18 protein-coding genes and 2 pseudogenes are annotated in these 18978 nt (G+C 60.0%); 3 read left to right on the forward strand and 17 right to left on the reverse strand.

The genetic code is table 11. The annotated features are described in order from the left end of the window. Nucleotides 1–47: 47 nt before the first annotated feature. The 7 genes from AC1DFE_RS09950 to AC1DFE_RS09980 form a co-directional block, all read right to left on the reverse strand. Complete coding sequence (locus AC1DFE_RS09950) at nucleotides 48–1127, reverse strand: cytochrome P450 (RefSeq protein WP_476905732.1); 1080 nt, start codon at nucleotides 1125–1127, stop codon at nucleotides 48–50. Between the two features lie 369 nt (nucleotides 1128–1496). Then, the gene (purU, locus tag AC1DFE_RS09955) at nucleotides 1497–2339 is read right to left on the reverse strand and encodes a formyltetrahydrofolate deformylase (RefSeq protein WP_476905733.1); all 843 of its coding nucleotides are present in this window, start codon (nucleotides 2337–2339) and stop codon (nucleotides 1497–1499) included. A 2-nt stretch (nucleotides 2340–2341) separates the two neighbouring features. Beyond that, nucleotides 2342–3457: an aminomethyl transferase family protein gene (locus tag AC1DFE_RS09960; RefSeq protein ID WP_476905734.1), complete on the reverse strand. Its 1116-nt coding sequence runs from the start codon at nucleotides 3455–3457 to the stop codon at nucleotides 2342–2344. A 144-nt stretch (nucleotides 3458–3601) separates the two neighbouring features. Beyond that, complete coding sequence (locus AC1DFE_RS09965; protein WP_476905735.1) at nucleotides 3602–4834, reverse strand: NAD(P)/FAD-dependent oxidoreductase; 1233 nt, start codon at nucleotides 4832–4834, stop codon at nucleotides 3602–3604. Nucleotides 4835–4846: 12 nt separating this feature from the next. Continuing rightward, entirely contained in the window at nucleotides 4847–5164 is a 318-nt protein-coding gene (locus tag AC1DFE_RS09970; protein WP_476905736.1) for a 2Fe-2S iron-sulfur cluster-binding protein, read from the reverse strand. Nucleotides 5165–5565: 401 nt separating this feature from the next. After that, nucleotides 5566–5772, reverse strand: coding sequence for a hypothetical protein (locus AC1DFE_RS09975; protein WP_476905737.1), 207 nt, complete (start codon nucleotides 5770–5772; stop codon nucleotides 5566–5568). Nucleotides 5773–6089: 317 nt separating this feature from the next. After that, nucleotides 6090–7118 carry a beta-keto acid cleavage family enzyme gene (locus AC1DFE_RS09980; protein ID WP_476905738.1) on the reverse strand — a complete coding sequence of 343 codons (1029 nt, stop codon included), beginning with the start codon at nucleotides 7116–7118 and terminating at the stop codon, nucleotides 6090–6092. A 583-nt stretch (nucleotides 7119–7701) separates the two neighbouring features. On the opposite strand from AC1DFE_RS09980, the gene AC1DFE_RS09985 reads away from it, so the two are divergent. Next, entirely contained in the window at nucleotides 7702–8379 is a 678-nt protein-coding gene (locus tag AC1DFE_RS09985) for an ATP-binding protein (protein ID WP_476905739.1), read from the forward strand. 69 nt (nucleotides 8380–8448) lie between these two features. Here AC1DFE_RS09985 and AC1DFE_RS09990 read toward each other — a convergent pair whose 3' ends face one another. The 9 genes and pseudogenes from AC1DFE_RS09990 to AC1DFE_RS10030 form a co-directional block, all read right to left on the reverse strand. Continuing rightward, nucleotides 8449–9114 carry a TetR/AcrR family transcriptional regulator gene (locus AC1DFE_RS09990; RefSeq protein ID WP_476905740.1) on the reverse strand — a complete coding sequence of 222 codons (666 nt, stop codon included), beginning with the start codon at nucleotides 9112–9114 and terminating at the stop codon, nucleotides 8449–8451. 268 nt (nucleotides 9115–9382) lie between these two features. Beyond that, the gene (locus AC1DFE_RS09995; RefSeq protein ID WP_476905741.1) at nucleotides 9383–10933 is read right to left on the reverse strand and encodes a purine-cytosine permease family protein; all 1551 of its coding nucleotides are present in this window, start codon (nucleotides 10931–10933) and stop codon (nucleotides 9383–9385) included. A gap of 516 nt (nucleotides 10934–11449) precedes the next feature. After that, on the reverse strand, nucleotides 11450–12010 hold the full coding sequence (locus AC1DFE_RS10000) for an amylo-alpha-1,6-glucosidase (RefSeq protein WP_476905742.1): 561 nt from the start codon (nucleotides 12008–12010) through the stop codon (nucleotides 11450–11452). Continuing rightward, nucleotides 11982–12482 (reverse strand): glucosidase family protein, encoded by a 501-nt coding sequence (locus AC1DFE_RS10005; protein ID WP_476905743.1) that lies wholly within the window; start codon nucleotides 12480–12482, stop codon nucleotides 11982–11984. The genes AC1DFE_RS10000 and AC1DFE_RS10005 overlap by 29 nt, the downstream gene beginning before the upstream one ends. Further along, nucleotides 12466–13083, reverse strand: coding sequence for a glycogen debranching N-terminal domain-containing protein (locus AC1DFE_RS10010; RefSeq protein ID WP_476905744.1), 618 nt, complete (start codon nucleotides 13081–13083; stop codon nucleotides 12466–12468). The genes AC1DFE_RS10005 and AC1DFE_RS10010 overlap by 17 nt, the downstream gene beginning before the upstream one ends. 89 nt (nucleotides 13084–13172) lie before the next feature. After that, nucleotides 13173–13361: pseudogene (locus AC1DFE_RS10015) on the reverse strand (glycogen debranching N-terminal domain-containing protein); the annotation flags it as partial. A gap of 310 nt (nucleotides 13362–13671) precedes the next feature. Further along, nucleotides 13672–14841, reverse strand: coding sequence for an acetyl-CoA C-acyltransferase (locus AC1DFE_RS10020; protein ID WP_476905745.1), 1170 nt, complete (start codon nucleotides 14839–14841; stop codon nucleotides 13672–13674). After that, the gene (locus tag AC1DFE_RS10025; RefSeq protein ID WP_476905746.1) at nucleotides 14838–15539 is read right to left on the reverse strand and encodes a 3-oxoacid CoA-transferase subunit B; all 702 of its coding nucleotides are present in this window, start codon (nucleotides 15537–15539) and stop codon (nucleotides 14838–14840) included. Before AC1DFE_RS10025 ends, AC1DFE_RS10020 begins: the two co-directional genes overlap by 4 nt. A 3-nt stretch (nucleotides 15540–15542) precedes the next feature. Next, nucleotides 15543–16250 carry a CoA transferase subunit A gene (locus AC1DFE_RS10030; protein WP_476905747.1) on the reverse strand — a complete coding sequence of 236 codons (708 nt, stop codon included), beginning with the start codon at nucleotides 16248–16250 and terminating at the stop codon, nucleotides 15543–15545. Nucleotides 16251–16475: 225 nt separating this feature from the next. On the opposite strand from AC1DFE_RS10030, the pseudogene AC1DFE_RS10035 reads away from it, so the two are divergent. Together AC1DFE_RS10035 and AC1DFE_RS10040 are read left to right on the forward strand one after the other, a co-directional pair. Next, nucleotides 16476–16526: pseudogene (locus AC1DFE_RS10035) on the forward strand (hypothetical protein); the annotation flags it as partial. A 102-nt stretch (nucleotides 16527–16628) separates the two neighbouring features. Beyond that, complete coding sequence (locus tag AC1DFE_RS10040) at nucleotides 16629–17174, forward strand: IclR family transcriptional regulator (protein WP_476905796.1); 546 nt, start codon at nucleotides 16629–16631, stop codon at nucleotides 17172–17174. Nucleotides 17175–17469: 295 nt separating this feature from the next. Here the strand turns inward: AC1DFE_RS10040 and AC1DFE_RS10045 are convergent, their stop codons facing one another. Continuing rightward, nucleotides 17470–18825: an aspartate aminotransferase family protein gene (locus AC1DFE_RS10045; protein WP_476905748.1), complete on the reverse strand. Its 1356-nt coding sequence runs from the start codon at nucleotides 18823–18825 to the stop codon at nucleotides 17470–17472. Nucleotides 18826–18978: the final 153 nt, after the last annotated feature.

Consider the following 18978-nt stretch of genomic DNA (forward strand, 5'->3'; position numbering starts at 1 on the left):
AATCTTCCGGGTGCCCTTTGCCGGTGCTGCAGTGTCGCCCGCCAGCTCTAGTTGCTTAAACGGAGCGGCAATGTCGTGTAATGGCGGGAGAAGTCCGTATTATCCATTTCGAAGGGGCCGTCGAGTTCTATTGACTTGAACCGTCCAGCCACCTCTTCAAAAATGGTGCGGGCTTGAGCGCGGGCATACCCCTGCCCAGCACAGGTGTGCGGGCCAAGACCGAACGACAGATTCTTGCTGTGGGTTTGGGGGCGGTGGAAATCGAAGCGATGTGGTTGGTCAAAAAACTCCGGGTCCCGGTTTGCGGCACTGATCATGAACCGGATACGTGAGCCCGCAGGAATGTGCACTCCGCGGATGATGACATCTTCCAGGGTGGTCCGGTAGAAGGAAAGCTCCGGCGGATCGATACGCACAATCTCATTGATGATGGCATCACGTAATTCCTCGTTCTCCCGGAATGCCTCGTAGACCTCGGGGAGTTCGGCGAAAACGCGTAGGCCAGCGGCAACGAGGTACCCGACATCCATGTGGCCGAGACTGTATAGCAGGAGGGCAGTAGCCCGCATCTCCTCACTCGAGATGCTCCCCTCCCGCTCCGCTTCGAGGAGGGCATCGGTCAGCCCGTCAGCCGTTGAAGCGTTGCGGCCATCCAGCATGGCATCAATGCGCTGTGCCAGCTTGTCAAAACCCTCCGCAGCCTTCTCCCATGTCCCGGGCCGGGGGCGGGCCGACAGCATGGGCATCGTGTCGGCCATTTCAGCCATCACTTCCATTGCTTCATCATCGTCAACCTGAAGCACCCGGCACATCGTCCGGTGCGTAGGAATAACTGACAGGTCACGCCAGCCGTCGAGCCTGCCCCCTTCTGTCATGTCCAGGATCTGGCTCGTCACCTCCTTTGTCGTGGTCACCCAGTCGCGGACCGCTTTTGGAGCAAACCACTTGTTCGTCTGCCGGCGCAAGCGGGTGTGATCCGGTGCGTCACGACCGATGATCGTGGAACTGGCAATCGACCATGGCCCGGCCGCATCCCATCCCGGTTCAACGGACATGCAAGGCATGAGTCCGAATTCCATAACATCGTCGTAGCGGGACACCACATAGGCCCCGGAATCGTCACGCATAACCGGCACTTCTGCCTGTGCGCGGGTGTACCAGGGATGAGGGTCCCGCTCAAATTCCGGATCGTCCCAAGGGTAATATTCGTAGGCTGGGAGTTCCCCATTCCCGGGCGGGAGAGCTCTGCAGCTGTTCAGGGCAACGCCTCCAAACCTGTAGAAGGATCGGCCATTACCCGTGGCGTCGGTTAGCGGTGCAGTGCTTCCCATTAGTTCTGCACATCCTTTCGTTCTTTCCTTGTGTCGTGAAGACTGGTGGAAAGCCCTCACGAGGCGCTCTCCGGTGAGATCGATTGGGTCCATGGGCCGGCTGGCGGACTTTCAAGGTATCCGATGGGACGTACCCTTAAGTCCGTCGGTCGACGTACGGCCCCGTCAGCCGAGAATGACTGTGTGGTTTCCTGAAAGGAAAACCCGATCGTCGGCGTGAAGCCGCACGGCCTCGGAGAGTACCTTGCGCTCGACGTCACGGCCGATCACCACCAGATTTTCCGCGCCGCTCCGATGGTCGACTCGGACGACATCCTGTTCGATGATCGGTCCTTCATCGAGGTCCGCAGTGACGTAATGCGCGGTGGCGCCGATAAGCTTGACGCCGCGTTGACGGGCCTGGTGGTACGGTTTTGCGCCCTTGAAGCTTGGCAGGAATGAGTGGTGAATGTTGATGATGCGCCCGGCGAACTGTGCGCTGAAGTCATCGGAAAGGATTTGCATGTACCGGGCCAGCACAATGAAATCCGTACGACTTTCGTGCACCAGCTTTGCCAACTCCTGCTCAGCGGCCGCCTTGGTCTCCGCAGTGACTGGGATGTGATGGAAAGGCAACCCGGCTGCTTCAACGAAATTGCGCAGATCCTCGTGGTTTGAAACGACCATCGCAATCTCAATGGGCAATTCGCCTCTGCGATACCTGTACAGGAGGTCGTCCAGACAATGGTCCAGCTTCGATACCATAATCAGGGCGCGTCGTTTGTCATTGACTTTTCTGAGCTCGACGATCGGATCGAAGCGGGCAAGCCGGTCAATAAGCTCGGTTCGGATCTCTTCTGAGTCCGCCCCCGATTCAAACTCCACCCTTACGCTGAGCTGCCCGCTGTCTTCGTCGAAGTGTTGCGCGCTGTCCAGGATATTTCCGCCAGTGGACGCGATCCCGCCGGTGAGTTTGTGGATGATGCCAGGCTGGTCAACAGCCCGGGCACGAAGCACGTAGCGTTCCATAGTCAGCCCTTAACTCGCGTGCGCTCGGGGTCGTAGGCGGGCGTCCGTCGAACCAGTGCAGCGACAGGCCCGTGGTCGGTGTCGACGTCGATCTCAGTGCCGAGACGTGCATGCGCTGTGTCGATGCGTGCGAGGGCCAGGGTCCGGCCGCCGAGCACGGGTGAGGAAACGGCCATGGTTATCCGACCGACAGGGCGTCCATCCAGGAGCAGGGGTCGACCGTCGAGGCCGGGGGCCGGTGCCGTGGTCTCCACACTTACCAGACGGGTTGGAACGTTGTTTTTCTTCGCCATCAGGGCATCCCGTCCATGGAATGGCCCCTTGTCGAAGTCCAGCGTCCAGCCCAGGCCGCACTCGTACGGTGTGGTTGACCTGTCGTATTCATACTCATTCATAACCATGCCGGCCTCGGTTCGGGCTACGAGGATAGCTTCGAGGCCCATTAGCTCAATTCCCAGGTCGCGTTGGGCCAGGATTGCATCCCAGAGTGTGTCTGTGTGTTCGACCGGCACGATGATTTCGTAGCCAAGTTCTGCTGTGAATCCGAGTCTGAGGATCGTTGCGGGGACGTTTGCCACTTCAACGTCGAGAAGCGAACCATAGTACGGCAGTGCGGCATTGGAGATATCGGCGTTCGTGAGACGCTGCAAGAGCGTGCGGCTTGAAGGGCCCTGCAGCGATACGGCAGCAAACTCAGCACGACGGTCTGTGACTGTCGTCCCCTCGGGCGCTGCCAGTTCCAGCTGCTGCTGGGTCTTGTGCTCACCGCCGAGCACAAGAACAGCCTCAGGGGAGAGTTTGACGAGCGTCGTGTCCTCGATCATGAAACCGTCCGCGTCGGTGAACACGCCATAGGCGATGCCGCCGACCCGTAGCGCTTTGACGTTGCGGGAAAACACCTGGTCGACTGCAGTGACAGCATCCGGGCCCTCCACGTACCATTTGCGGATCGTAGAGTATTCGAGTGCAACGACGGCTTCGCGGAGGGCCTTGTACTCTTTGGCCGGATCGCCGTAATGGATGGCAAATGGTCTTCCAAACGAGTCTGCCCACTCTGAGACGAGATCCGCGAAGCGTTCGGTAGTTGGGTTGGGTTCGAGCCCTGCTGGCATCGGCATATGTGACTGCCCCTAGTTGTTGTAGTGTGGGCGCCGCGGCTGAGACGCCGGCGGTGCCAGATGATGTAGGAAGAGAAAGCGGGCAACTTTACGTCGAGGTCTCATATCCACGGCGCGTCGTTGGCGTGCTCGCGGCGAAGGCTGTCACCGAACCGGAAGGCTTCGCGCGTAGCCCTTCAGGTCGAAGGCATGGCTGCGTGCCTGCTCCATGGTGATACCGCTGTCGTGTTCGAGGAGCTTGCGCGCTGCCACGTGATCCGCGGGCGCATTGACGGACTCCACGGCCACGAGGTTTCCGTCTCGGAAGAGGAACTGGCTAAATTTGCCTTGTGCGCGGTCACCGCGCTCAATCACCACATCAGCAGGATCGGCCAAGCCAGCGATCTGCAGCTTCGCTGATCCCTGGTTAGACCAGAACCATGGTGTGATGTCGTACGTCGAGGGGTTACCCGCCACCGTCTTAGCCACGGTCTTGGCCATGTCGACTGCATTTTGCACCGATTCCAGCCGCAGATTGCCGCCGAAGTGGCGTGATGGGAACACCGCCAAGTCGCCTATTGCGTATACGTGCGGAACGTTTGTACGCAAGTACTCGTCAACGAGAATGCCACGATCACACTTGATGCCAGCGACTGCAGCAAGGTCATCGTCTGTGACAACCCCAAGTCCAACCACGGCGAAGTCACATGGGTAAATCGCGCCGGAAGTGCCGGCGACCGCTGTTACCTGGCCACCTTCACCCATGAAATGGTCAAGCCCCTCGTCGAAATGCAGCTTCACGCCGAGGTCAGTGTGCATCTGGGTGAAGAAGTCCGACATCGATGGCGATAGAACACGCTGCATGGGGCGCTGGGCAAAGTCGATAACGGTCACGTCCAGCCCCCGCTGCGCGGCGACCGCGGCAAATTCCAGGCCGATAAACCCAGCGCCAACAACCAATACTCGGCCGCTCCCCCGCTCGAGCTGGGACCGAAGTGCTTCCGCATCTTCGACTGTGCGTAGGTAGTTGATTCCGTCCAGCTCGGTGCCCGCGCACTGGGCACGTCTAGCCTCCGCGCCTGCGGCGATGATGAGTTCGGTGTAAGGGATGGGCTCCCCATCTTTTACGATGACCACCCGGGCCTCGGTGTCGATCCCTACGACCTCACTCCCCCCGCGGAGATCAATGCGATGTTCGGCATAGAACGCGGCTCCCCGTAACGGCATGGGATTGGGGTCGCCGCCAGCCTTCATATAGTCCTTGGACAGCGGGGGACGTTGATAGGGCAGGTGGTCAGCCTTGTCGAGCAGAATAATCGCGTCCTCATAGCCCTCCAGGCGCAGCGATTCGGCCGCCTGAACCCCGGAGTGGCCCGCGCCGACGATAACAACGGTCATGACTATCTCCGATCAGTTCTGATTCGCAGGGAGGGTTACCTCGATATCACCGAAGTCGCGGCCGGCGATCACCTGGCAACCCAATCGTGAATTACCAAGCCTGTCGTCTGCGGTGCAATCAAGCATCTCGTCCTCATCATCGGAAATTTCGGGGAGTTCGATGTCGCCGCGCACATATACATGGCACGTGGCGCACATGGTCTGGCCGCCGCATTCACCAACAATGCCGTTGATGCTATTGGTCAGTGCCGCCCGCATGATGGAGGTGCCTTCCGGTACCTCCACGGTGTCGACGTCGCCGCTGGCGTGGTGATAAGTGATCTTAGGCATTTGAGTCTCCCAGTCGATGAGCCTATTGCTAGTCTCCTTATTGAACGTTAATGAAGGACGTCGGTCAAGAGATTTCATGAAATTCCTCACGTTTAGCTTCCTTCAACTGAACGTGCATTCAATCGCAGTGGAAGCTGCTTCGCCCTGTCGGCGGTCAGGAGCGTAAGGCGGGCGCGGCCTAGGCGTTTCAACACACGAAGATCAAGCGCGTGGTTCCAGGCGGCCTGACGTTGTTTGGGACTGTCCACAGCCCGCGGAGCCATTTTTTGGCTGAGGCCTCAGCGGGAAGCGCCAGCTGCGCAGTCATCGAGTGGATCAAGTTCGGCGGAACGGGCGACCGACCTGGCCTCTCTTATGCAGCCTGCCGATGGATGGTCAGGTTCAGCGTCCGGTTTTTATTCTCACCCTTGCTTGGTCTGCAAGGGCAGAACCGTATAGCCCTCTGCCTTTTCGTACAGGGCGCGGGAGTCGTGTCCCTGCGCTGAGACCCAGAGTGCATCCGCAGTTGCGGTGACCGCCTCCACGTGGCCACTGCGCACCGTGCGGCCGCCCTTTTGGATCAGTACGTGAACGCCGACGAGATCATCCCAGCGTGCGTCGTTGACCATGAGGATGCCTTCCTATCGCTATTTCAGTTGTGCGGCAGAGTGCTAACTCGAGCCGCGCAAACGCCGATATCTTCAGGTGGAGGGTTAGGCGGGGAGTTAATGGCGCTGTACCGTGCTGTCGTTGAGCCCGAGTGTGCTTCCATGCCCGGCCGCGGCGCTTCGGTCGTTCCCTTGACCAGGCGCGCAGACCTTACTTGGCCCTGAATTCTTGAGTTTTTGGCGGGGCACGTCGCCCAAACTGATGGCCCTGCTGCCAAGCCGGTCCGTCGTGTTTATTCTGGACCGGCAGGGCAGCAGGGCCTGGGTGAGTTTTCCGATCAGCGGGTTGCTGCGGCCTCCACGCGTGGCTTGAGGCCCATGATGGCACGGGTTTCTGAGGGAGTGGCAACGCGGCGGCCCACAACCTCTGCCAACTGCTTGGCCAGCTGGAATGCCTCAAGATTGCTGGTCAGTTTGTCCTCGCGGTGGGGCCACTTGAAGTAGGTGTCCTCCATGCCAACGCGGATGTGCAGGCCCATGACGGCGGCGAGTGTTGCCAGGTAGGTCGAGGCGCGTCCGGCGGCGCAGACCATGATCACTGCTTCAGGATCGACGTCGCGGATGGCCTCAACGGTGCGGGTCAGGCTTGCGACCATCTGCCGCGGGTTTTCCATCGGGCTGCAGCCGGGCAGGGCAGGCAGCACCAGCCAGACGGCACCGGACTTCAGCAGTCCTGACTTGAACAGGTAGCGGTCGGCGTTGGAGACGTCGGCGTCAGTGTAGACAGCGATCTCGGGGACAGAGCCGGCCTCGAGGATCCTTCGGGTCTTCTCCAGGAGGATGGGGGTGGGCTTGACGAACAAGGAATCACCAATGTAGGTCGCAGTGGTGTTGATCGGCGCCGCATCAAGCAAACCCGATTCCAGGACGTCGTTCATCTTTTCCCATTCCCCGTCCAGGGCCGGCACAAGGCAGGCGTCCACGGGCACGTCGGGGAACTCGTCATGGAGGGGCTGGATCACCGCTTCAAACCGCTCCGGGGACAGGACGTTATAGCCGTCTTCGTCCCGGACGTGAATGTGGATTGCGCTGGCTCCGGCCAGAGCGACTTCCCGTGCCGAAGCGCGAATCTCATCGGGGGTGATGGGCTGATGGGGGTTCTGGTCCTGGCGGAAGAACGCACCCGTGATCGCCACTGAAATGATCATCTGTTCCGGGATGTCCGTCCAGGGCTCGGAGATCGGAGCATCGTGGTAGCAGGAGTGTTCCAGATCCATAACCGTGGGAATGCCGTACGGCCGCCAGATCATCTTCTTGTTTTCACGGGCGACGCCCTTGGCTACGCGGTCCCAATCAATGTTGGTCATGACTCTCCTCGTCATTAAGGGTTGTTAGGGCATTTGGCCTGAGGGGGCCTGGTCGTGGACTCTGTTCCACGCAAGGGCCTTCCTAGTCTTGATTTAACATTCATTAAGGAGAGGCGTCAAGAGGTAAGCACTCTTGGCTTTTCATGAAGTTACCCGCGCGCCTCGCCTCAGACTGGCGGCCGGCAATGGCGGCGGGATCCCTCGCCGACAGCGCGAGCATGACGCGCCGAGCGTCAGCAGGAGGCCTTCAGGCCTCCGATACTTTGCATCAAGAGACCAAAAACTCCGGGTAGTGATGCGAGGGTTTACGGTTGGATCCGTCTTGGGACGTCTTTATTCGCGGGTTTAGCTCGGCAGCTGTACCGAGCGCATCACCACCCACGCCGCGGACGAGACCCGGTCCTTGACCCAGGGCACCGGCGCGTGGGCCGGCCTGGGTGCCGGATCCGCAGCCGTGAAGGAGCAGAGCCGATGAGCCCGGTCAGCACCACAAATACCACCGCCCCGCCGCTGCCGGCCGAGCTTGAAGCACTGATGCGGCAACTGAAGATGCCCCACGCCCGTGCCCTGACCCCGGAGCTGATTGCGACCGCCCGCGCCCAGCGCTGGGAACCGGCCGAGATCATCAAGGCACTCTTCGCCGAGGAAGCAGCGGGCCGGACCCGGTCCATGCTCGCCACCCGACGCAAAGCAGCAGGCTTCCCGACCGGAAAAAGCCTTCGAGGCCTGGGACCCCGCCGTCTCGTCCATCCCGGGCCCGACCCAGCAGGCCCTGCGCACCCTGGAATGGATCACCCGCAGGGAAAACCTGGTCGTCTGCGGACCTTCCGGCACCGGGAAAACGTTCTTCCTCGAAGCCCTCGGCCAGCAAGCCGTCGAAGCCGGTATGCGTGTGGCATGGTTCCGGCTCGAAGATCTCGGCGCCCTGATCCGCGCCCACCGCACCGACGACAGCGTCACCCGCGCCGTAACCCGGATCCTGCGGGCCGAGCTCGTGGTGATCGATGACATCGGCCTGCTCCCGGTGGCCACCGACGCGGCCGAAGGACTCTACCGGGTCGTGGACGCAGCTTACGAAAAGCGCTCCGTCGCGATCAGCTCGAACCTGCACCCGGCAGGCTTCGACGAGTTCATGCCCAAAACCCTGGCCACGGTCACCGTTGACCGGCTCCTGCACCACGCCCACGTCTGCCAAACCAGCGGCGACTCCATCCGCCTCACCCAGGCCCTCGCCGGAAAGGGAGTCACCCAACTGAACTAACACGACCCGACGATGGCCAACCCCCTCCGAACCATAGTGGGCAGATCTATTGGCCATCACCGGGCAGTTTTACTGGCCATCAGCGGGCACTTTAACTGGCCGATGGGCAGATACTAATGGCCATTGACACTCCTCCACCCCGACCGATCGCAGCGCAAGTCGCACCATCTGTCCCGTGGCCTGCTCGACCGTCAGCAGTCCACCGGGTTTGAACCACACATGCACGTATTCACACATGGTTACAATCGCATATGCGGCGACTCCTTCGTCCGGGTACTGCAGTAGCCCGCTCCTCTTTCCGTCAGCTAGCGTCGCCCTCAATTCCCGCATATATTCCCGCTGAATTGCTGTCAGGTTAGTCTGATGCCCTTCACCCAGGCCGGCCAAAAGTGGCTTCACCGCTACAGAAGCCGCGTATGCGGAAGCGATGTTCGCCTGCTTGAGCTGCCAGGTCACGTGGGCTGCCACTGTTTGTGCAAGGCGGGAAACCGGGTCTTTGGCATCTACTGAATCCCTTACCTGCCTCACAAAGCTCATCAGTACCTGCTCCAAGGCAGCAGAGAAGAGTTCCTCCTTCGACTTGAAATGCCAATAAATTGCCGGCGTTGTTATCCCTATCTCGGCAGCAATGGAGCCTAGAGTGGTACCCGGGTATCCCCTACGAATAAACCGGTTTGAGGCAGCCTCAAGAATTCTTTCCCGGCTTACACTCGGCGGTTTCGATGCTTTTGGCATGCCTAGCTCCCAACGGCAGGAATGGAAAATTGGTCAGAGGACTGCAGGCTCCGGTCCTTCGCTCGATGAACAATGCCCGTCCATGCGCATATGCCCGACGGTCCCTAGCCCAGGTGGCCCGGTAGTCGGGGGGCATCAGCTGGGCCAGCAGTCGCTGCCCGCACATGCCGGAGGCATTCCCCTAGTTATCTGCACGCGTCCGAGCTGGCCGAGGAAAAGTTTGCCGGCAGCCTGGTCGACCAGGCTGCCGGCAGATTCTTTTCAAGGTTCAAGAACCGGTGCGCCCCTGGCAATCGAGGCACAGGGCGCGGTCGCCCGAGCGTGTCGTATCCATCTCGAAGGCCACATAGTTCAGACCGCATCCTTCGCATCCGACACGTTTACCCCAGAGGTCCGAAACTTGTGCGCGTACTGCATCGGCCGTGCCGGATTTCCTGGCGGTGAGTCCTGATTTACGGATGACCCAGTACAGAAGCATTGACACTGCAAGAGAAATCAGCGGTGCCAGCGCAGAAAGTGTTGGCAGTTGCGCCGGGAACTGAAGCAGCGTGATGCCCAGGCCTGAGGAGAATACCCAGACACCGAAGCCCGGAGAAACTGCCTGAAGCCGGGCGGGCCGGAATTCCGGTTCCTTGTTTCTGTCCAGCAGCCAGTGCACGATCATGATCCCTACCCACGACACGACGAGTACGGCTTGCCAGGCCAGTGCTAGTGCGATGTAGCTGAAGACGTTGGTGAACATCAGGATGAATACGAGGCCTAGAAGCACAATGACCCATGTGCGGCGGGAAAGGTTGCGTCGGCTGAAGTGGGCGACGAACCGTTCCATGTTCACGCTGGCGAAGTAGAAGTTGGCTGAATTGATTCGGACCTGGCTAACTATGATGACTATAAGCCCTAATAGGCCGAGGGCGGCGATTACCCCGTGGACCACCCCGGATTCGGTGACACTGTCCTGCGGCGCAGCCAATGCCACGATGAAGATGCCGGCGAGGCCATTGAACAGGTACGCAATGAGATAAAAGATCCAGCCGAAGCTGACCCTTTCATGGAATTTCGTATCCTCTGGTTGTCCGAAGCGCGCGGCATCCTGCGTGTCAGGGAACAGGATCCATACCCCCATGTAGAGGACGAACACGGTGAGCCAGCCGGGGATCCCGGAAAGCGGTGCCGGTTCGAAGCCCGACCAGTTTCCCTGCATGCCGAACCGGAGGCCAGCCGCAATAACCGCGGCCAGGATGCCGAAGAAATATACCGGCAGCGTGATGCCGTTGAGCTTGTTGAACCACGTCTGCATGCCGCCGAGCATCAGCGGAAGCATGCCGGCGATGACTATCGCATACCAGACGCGGATATCCCAGACCTGGAAAAAGGACTGCAACGCCACGGCGAGTACGCTACTTTCAAAAACGGCGTAATAGACCCCTGCTGAAGCCACCAATAGAGGTGCCAGTGCCGCAGCCCTGTGCCCAAAAAGTTCTCGTGCCAGCAGGGTGGAGTTAAGGCCCCATCGGATGGCTTCCCGCGCGCTCTTGGCTCCCAGTACCGAATACGCTACGACAACCAACACGATTCCGATGATGGCCTGTTGCACGCCTACCAGACTGGCGGACAGCGCCCCGTAATAGAGAAAGGCCATAGCGCTGGCAATTGAGGACCAACTGCTAAAGACGCCCCATTTCCCCAGGCGCGCGGTTGTCGGTACGGAGTGGTTAGTGTATTCCTCATGAATTTGCCGTTCGACGACACGGGGGTCATCGAAGGTAGTTAGTTTGAGCTGGAGATTTGATCGAAGGGCAACTTCTTCGGATTCGTTCATGCTTCTCGACCTGCCTTTGGAAAACGGAGATGGATGTCAGGTGAACTGCCAGCACGTCCCGGGCCTCCGGAGTTCCCCTCGTTACCCCCTGCGCTGCCGCGGCTGGTCCGATGGCTCTTGGCAGGCCAAACGTGGGGGCAGGACTTTCCATGCCCCGCAGTTGATGCGACCGCAATCGTCGTTCCGCGTAATGTCCCGAGGGATAGCTGTGCTCTGCATCCCCTTATTTAACGTTCATTAACGGGCAAGGTCAAGAGGTTGCTTTAGGCGTTAGTAACGAGAAGTGCCTCTGCATCTTGAAGCACGCCCGGCTCATGGGTGCTCACCCCGTAATGCCGTCACCACTAGAATTTCAGGCCTCCTGCGGCAAGGGTGTCGTCTGTGACTGCAAGTGCCCTATGAAAGACCAGCAGCTTCCAAATAGGGCCGGCCATGGGCGGGCATCCGATCCAGGTCGACCCCGTGCCTTCAGCGGCCGCAAGGGTCGTCACCGCTCTTCTACTTGACGGCCCTGGGTTACCGTTCCATTAGGTCGCCCACCCAGGGCAGGTACCCCCGGTGAAACGTCTTGCCCTCGGGCAAGCCTGTTACCGACACGTGTGAGCGGGAGATGTGGATGGTGATCCGCCCAGGACCTATCGGCGCGTTGCTGACATGGAGGTCACCGTAGTTCGCTGGGAGGGCGGAATCCATCCAAACGCCGCCCAATGATACGTCCGGGTCATATCGCATCCGTGTTGTCAGCAGCATGATAGGGGTAGTAGCGGCCCACGCCTGAGGTGAGCACGCAGTGGGGTAAGGCACCGGGGCGGGGAACTGTTCACGGCTGAGGCCGCAGAACAATTCAGGAAGCCTCCCGTCCGAAAATTCTGCGGCTTCTAACTGTGCGGTGCAGATCCGCTGCGCTTCGGCGGTGTAGCCGTAGCGCATGAGGCCGACCTGAATGACTGCGTTGTCGTACGGCCAGACTGAGCCGTTGTGGTAACTGGTTGGGTTGTAGGCGCCCATGTCCGATGCCAAGGTGCGAACGCCCCAGCCGCTAAACATCTCAGGCCCCATCAGCCGCTCCACCACCATCGGGGCCTTCCTGGTCGCCGATGCCCCTTGCAAGACAGTGACCCATGTTGGAGGCGCAGGCATCTACCGGCTTCTTGTGCCGGTCCAGAGCAATGGCGTAGTAGCCCCTGACGGGCAGCCAAAATTGTCCCTTAAATTGATGCTTCAGAAAGCCATCTCCGTCTCTGTCCCCGTAGTCTCGGATCCAGTCCAGTGCACGTTCCGCATGGGGCTGCAGCGCGGCGATGGTGTCTTTACTAAAACCCCAGCGGCTGACCTCACCGAGCACCATTAAGAACAGGGCTGTGGCGTCGACGCTGCCGTAGTACGCCGATTTCCCGCCTAATGCGAGCCCACTGGATACATCAAGCCTCACTTCGTGCAGAATCTTGCCGGGCTCTTCCTCGTTCAAGTGGTCCACACCTGGCGGCCCCGGGGCCGCCAGCGTCTGCAGTGCGCCCAGCGCGAGCGACGGATCAACAGGCAGCGCCATGACCGATGCCCATAGCGAGTCCCGTCCGAACAGTGTCATGAACCGAGGTGCACTGGCAGCCACCACGACCCGACCTGGATGTTTCGGGTCCTCGGTGCAAGGCGTCCAGGTCATCGTAGCTGCGCTGCAAGGTCCGCTGAATCGAGAGGTTTCCCAGTCGTAGCATGGGAATCTTGGACACCCATTCTTGTCGGCGGCGGTCCTGTGGCGATAGTCCCCCGTCGGCCGTATGCCCACAGGCTACTTCATCGCTCGTGCTTCCCCGGACCGGCACCACGCTTAGTTCCGTTGTCCGGGCGCCGTGGGGGCAATGGCTGCGGTGAAAGTTAGCGCATCTGCAATGAGAGTTCCGCCCTAGGTGTTGATGACGACGCCTTTGCTTTCGTCCTGCCAACTGAATGCCTCGGACGACCAATGAATCTCCATTACGTTTCCGGGTCTCGTGCCAACGCCGCTGGATCCGCGCCTCTTTAACTTCGAAGACATCCGCGAAATCGGAGTCGACCGTAACGGCCACCACACATTCAACCTGTTGCCCGGAATAATTCCTGTCGGTGACGTGCTCCAGAATGCCGGCGCCCACTTCCCGCGCCCGCTCCACGATAAGGGTGCTGTCCCCGGGCGGTCAGCATATGGCACGCGCCCGGCGAAATGACCCCGGTAATGCTCTTGCGTCTCGGCCACGAGCGGCTCGACAGGCCGGCCGTCAACGGTCAGGACCCACCGGGACAGGATCCGCGTGTCCTCGTGGAAAAGCCCGTGGGGCTGGTCGGGAAAAATGTCCCCGGTTGCGGAGGAGAGACAGAAGTTTGCTCCATCGACCAGCGTCAGCGTCGACCCCAACGGCCCTGCTGCAGTGTCGGCGTTCCACCCAGCCATCCCGGCTCCTTCTTGGATACACAGTGCGCCTGGCGCGTATCCTTTGCGGCCGGCTCCAGGCGGGCCCGGTGGAAACGACTCTACGCTTGCCGGCTCCGTGCCTACAGATCTCCCTTGCAACCCAGGCAAATCCTCGTTGGAAAACCTCGGCTTTCATCTAAGGGGACTGGAGCGGGATCGGAATTTTTAGAAGCAGCCGCGTGCGTGCAGTTTGGAATCAGCTGCAGGGGCATCGGCACTATTCACCTCCGCAGGCCGCTACTTCTACCAGTTCGACTGAACGGGAAGGCATCGGATGATGGTTTGCTGCCTAGAGTGATTTCAGTACTATCGCGGATCCCTGTCCGCCACCACCGCATATTCCCGCAGCACCGAACAGGCCTGGTCCAAGCCCGGCAAGTTGCCGCGCCAAAGTCCCTACGATGCGTGCTCCGGAGGCTCCAATGGGGTGACCAAGGGCGATGGCCCCGCCGCGCGCATTGACGATGTCGCTGGCGACTCCCAGAGTGCGTGCTGAAAGGATGGCCACAGCGGCAAACGCCTCGTTAATCTCCACTGCGGCCAGGTCTTCCACGCCTGCGTTAGCGCGCTTGAGCGCGGCGAGGATGGCGTTGGCCGGTTGATTGTGCAGCCGCACGTCCGGCCCTGCGACGAGCGAGTGGGATTCTATCGATGCGATCGGGGAAAGCCTTAGGCGCTGTGCAGCGGCGGGGCTGACCAGTACCAAGGCTGCTGCTCCGTCCGTGATCTGTGAGGAGTTGCCGGCCGTGATCGTCCCGGCTTTGTCGAAGGCCGGGCGGAGGGCGGCGAGCGACTCGCTTGTCGTTCCGTACCGTACCCCATCGTCGTCCGTAATGATCGTGTCTCCCTTCCGGGAGGAAAGCGTGTAGGGGGCGATTTCCTCGGCGTGGAAAGCCGCGTGTGCTTGTGCCCGCTGATGGGAGGAAGCTGCCCAGACGTCCTGGCTTGCCCTGTCTAACCCGTAGTCGGTATTGCCCTCTTCGGTTGAGCTGCCCATTGAGCGGCGCTCGAAGGCATCCGTGAGGCCGTCGGACTCCAGAGTGTCCGTTGCATGGAGGGTCCCGTACTTGTGTCCCGCGCGGGTGTTGAGAATGTGGGGGGCCAGCGACATGGATTCTTGACCCACCGCTACGATGACGTCAGCCTCACCCCGATCAATGATCTGAGTGGCGGCAGCAACGGCCTCCATGCCGGAAAGGCAGACCGCATTCAACGTCAGTGCCGGAACTGTCAAGGGGATGCCTGCCACCACGGCTGACTGGCGTGCAGGATTCTGGCCAGCCCCGGCCTGGAGGACGTGCCCGGCGACGACCCGTTGCACTTCCTCCGGCTTCACGCCAGCGCGGCGAAGAGCGGCAGTAATTGCATGGGCGCCTAATTCAGTAGCCGGGACGGACGCGAAACGGCCATTGAAGCGCGAAAACGGAGTTCGGGCATAACCGGCGATTAGGGCGCTCATGCCCTGGCCCCTACTGTCTGGGGTGCTTCCGGCCGGGATTCGACACCTGCCGCGAAATCATCCACTTGCAGGTCCACCGTGAACTCCGCACCAGTGAGCTCTCCAAGCTCCGATATGGTCTGCCCTGGCGCAACCTGCCGCAGGACGAGCTCCCCTTCAATGACGTCGAACACTGCCCTGTCACTGATAATGCGGTCCACCACGCCGACCCCTGTAAGGGGAAGGTCACACTCGGCGACAATCTTCGGTGCTCCGTCTTTGGCAACGTGGTCGGTGATGACGACAACCCGTGGTGTGCCTGCCACCAAGTCCATGGCGCCGCCCATACCTTTGACGAGCTTGCCCGGAATGGTCCAATTGGCCAGATCCCCTGACGCCGAAACCTGCAACGCCCCAAGGATTGCGGTCTGCACATGTCCCCCGCGGATCATCCCGAACGATACCGCGGAGTCAAAGAAGCTGCCGCCCGGTAGAACTGTTACCGTCTGCTTACCTGCATTAATCAGGTCAGCATCCTCCTCACCTTCATACGGAAAGGGCCCCATACCGAGGAGTCCGTTCTCGCTTTGGAGGGTGACACGTACACCCGTGGGCAAATGGTTAGCGACCAAGGTGGGAATCCCAATGCCGAGATTCACATATTGGCCGTCCTTGAGTTCCGCTGCCGCAATGGCAGCCATTTCCTCGCGGGTCCACATGGTTCAAACCTCCGTGCGGACACGAACTGTCCGCTGCTCGATGTCTTTGGTTGTGTTGGAGACGGGCACTACCCGCTGAACAAAAACGCCAGGTGTCACGACTTCATTGGGGTCGAGGTACCCCTGGATCACCTCTTCCGCTTCGGCAATGGTCAACCGGCCGGCTGCAGCGACAAGGGGATTGAAGTTGCGGGCGGTCATCCGATACTTAAGGTTGCCTTCGGCGTCAGCCTGGTGCGCGCGCACTAAGGCGATATCGGCAACAATGCCGCGTTCCAAGACGCAACGCTGCCCGTCGAATTCTGCTTCCGGCTTGCCTTCAGCAATAGGTGTTCCGACCCCGGTTGGGGTGTAAAAGGCTGGGATACCAGCTCCTCCAGCGCGGAGGCGCTCAGCTAGCGTGCCCTGAGGGACGAACTCAACGTCCAGAGTCCCTGCAAGATACTGCTCAGCGAACAACTTGTTCTCCCCGACGTATGAGGCTAGAACCTTGCTCACTTGCTGGTTTTCCAGCAGGAGGCCAAGTCCTTTGCCGTCCACGCCCATGTTGTTGGACACGATGGTTAGACTTCGTGCACCGCTGTCGCGGACCGCTTCAATAAGGTCACGCGGAATGCCACTAAGGCCAAAACCACCCACGGCCAGGATCATCCCGTCCCGGATGCTGTCCGACAGCGCTTCTGCTGCGTTGTCCCAGAGTTTCGATGCCATGCGCTTCGCTTCCAATCTTCGTCCACTATGTGGCCAAACAAACTTGTGATGAACCTTAGGAGCTCCTGGAGATATGCGTCAAGGATTCCGAAGAACGAACCCCCGATTGCTCGATATGTGGCCAACGGAATAGATACCGTCCATAATGTAGACATGTCTGCAATGGTTCCTGGTGCTCAAGTGGTGAGCCGTATTGGCCAAGTCCTTCGTACAGTGAGCGGGGCAATGCCCCGGGGCGTAGGAACATCAGAGGTTGCCCGCTCGACCGGACTGGCTCGGCCTACAGCCCACCGCCTGCTCTCGTCATTGGCAGCCGAGGGGTTCCTTGACCACGACTCCAAGGCTGGCCGATGGCACTTGGGACCGGAGCTCTACCTCATGGGCGCAGTGGCCGCCGAGCGCTACGACATCACCGAACTTGCTCGCGAATACGTTCAAAGCCTCTCTGTTGAGACAGAAGAAAGCTCCTTTTTTTCCGCGCGCCGCGGCGACGAGACAGTCTGTGTGCTGCGCCAGGACGGCAGTTTCCCTATCAGGTCTTTCGTCCTCTACGAGGGCAAGCGCCTGCCTCTAGGAGTGGCATCAGCCGGGCTGGCCATCCTGTCTTTCATGCCGCAGCCAGTCATGGAGCGCTATCTCTCTCATGCCCACCTGGAGGAAAACTACGGCCCCTCCCACTCTTTAGGCCAGATCCGAAAGCGGATTGAAGAGACACGGGCCGCAGGATATGCAACCAATCCTGGGCTCCTCGTCCAAGGAAGCTGGGGCATGGGAGCGGCGGTTTTCGATGCCGCAGGGCAGCCTGCGTGGGCCCTCAGCATCACGGGTATCGAAGCCCGTTTCTCGTCAGAGCGCCGCCCTATGCTCGGACGCTTGCTGCTTCGCCACGCCCACTCCCTCTCAGAGAAAATTAGGCAACAGTAGTTGCAACAGCTCATATCGTCGCTGCTGAACAAGGTGCAGTCATGCCAACGCCTACCCTGACGGGTAGCCCGTTGAAGGCCGGGCGGGTAAAACCATGGCGTCATTTAGATCTGCCGGCTTACGGGCCCGAAGACCTCGCACACCTAACCCGGAACTCTGCCGCCGCCCACGCAAAACACTCGGCTGGAAATTCCAGCCGAGTGTTCTGCGTGTTACCACTACCTGCCTAACCAGCAGGTATTACAGCGGCCCCTGGAACCGCCAACACCAGAGGCCTCTTCGAGGGAACCCAGGGTCAGACGCGGGGCCCCTGGTGGGATAGGACATCGGCCAAGGCTGCCGCGAATACCTCGATGATCCTGTCAACGTCATCAGCAGTGTGAGCCCGGCTCAAGAATACGAGGCCCTTGCGAGTCATATAGACGCCTCGCAGAATCATCGCCTCGCAAACGTCTGTCACAAAGGTCCTGTCTGAAGAGTAAACCCCGTCCACCGATTGCGTATCCAAGTCGTTCCCGCAGAAAATCTGAACCAGTGATCCAATTTGGTTGACCACGATGGGCACCGAGAGATTCTCGCCCTCTCGTTCAAGACCGGCTTTGAGCTGAGAGCCAAGACGGTCCAGGTACTTGTAGAAGTCCTCGCCCTCGCTGCCAATGACCTTCAGAGAGGCGATGGACGCCTCCAGGGATGAAGGCGTGCCGCTGTATGTCCCGGCCGCAGGAACCCTCCCATCCTCGATACTGCGCATGGCTTCGCTTGTGCCCGCCACCATACTGATCGGGAAACCATTGGCCATGGCTTTGGCATACGTTCCCAAGTCCGGGGTTACACCAAGCAAGCCACTGGCCCCAGACGGGGACACCCGAAAACCACTAACAATCTCATCGAAGATCACCAAGGCGCCGTGGCGGTGACATACCTCTTTAAGTCCCTGCAGGTAACCCTCGGCGGGCGCGAAAGTGCCAAAGCCTGTCAGCAAAGGCTCCATAATGACGCAGGCTACCTGATCACCGATCAGGTCCATCAGCCGCGTGAACGCTTCAAGGTCGTTCCAGCGCGTGACGACGACGCCGTCCGGCACTGCGGCCCCGTCGACAGCTGGTTTCACAGCAGTTCTGTCATTATCGGTGCCCGCTCCATATGCCGGCGGCTGAGGATCGTAACCGGGAATATTGACATAGAGCGGATCAATCCATCCGTGGTAGTGGCCTTCGAACTTGACGACAAGGTTTCGCCCCGTCGTTGTACGTGCAACTCGAACAGCGAGTTGTACAGCCTCCGTTCCCGTGCTCATAAAGGTCACCTTGTCGGCGTATGGAAGTTGGCGGAGCACTTCCTCGGCAAGAATAGTTTCGCGATAGTACGAACCACCGAACTGAACACCGTTGTCAAGGGAGGCTCCTGCAGCAGCGTTAACCGCGGAATGGGCGTGCCCCAGTAGTACCGGACCATGCGCCATGACGCAGTCAATGTACCTGTTGTCATCTACGTCCCACAGGTAGGCGCCGTTTCCACGGGAGAACACCACTTGGTTGTCCCGTCGGCGTATAAGCGAGACGAGACCAGCGGGTATGACTCTTTGAGCCCGCTCGAAAGCCAAGGCAGAGCCAGTAAGGGTGTAGCGATCCTCCAACAAGGCCGTAGTCATAGGGTTCTCCTGGTATGCGATGTCAACGAAAAGAATTTCTCAGCCGGCACCAAGAACGTGCTCCGATAATGGAACGAATGCCAGGGCCTTCACGATGCGCCGAGACCGGTATTGCAGGCTCACCCTGGCGCTTAACTAAGTGAACATTAGTTT

It is taken from the genome of Arthrobacter sp. 05T423 (assembly GCF_056396245.1).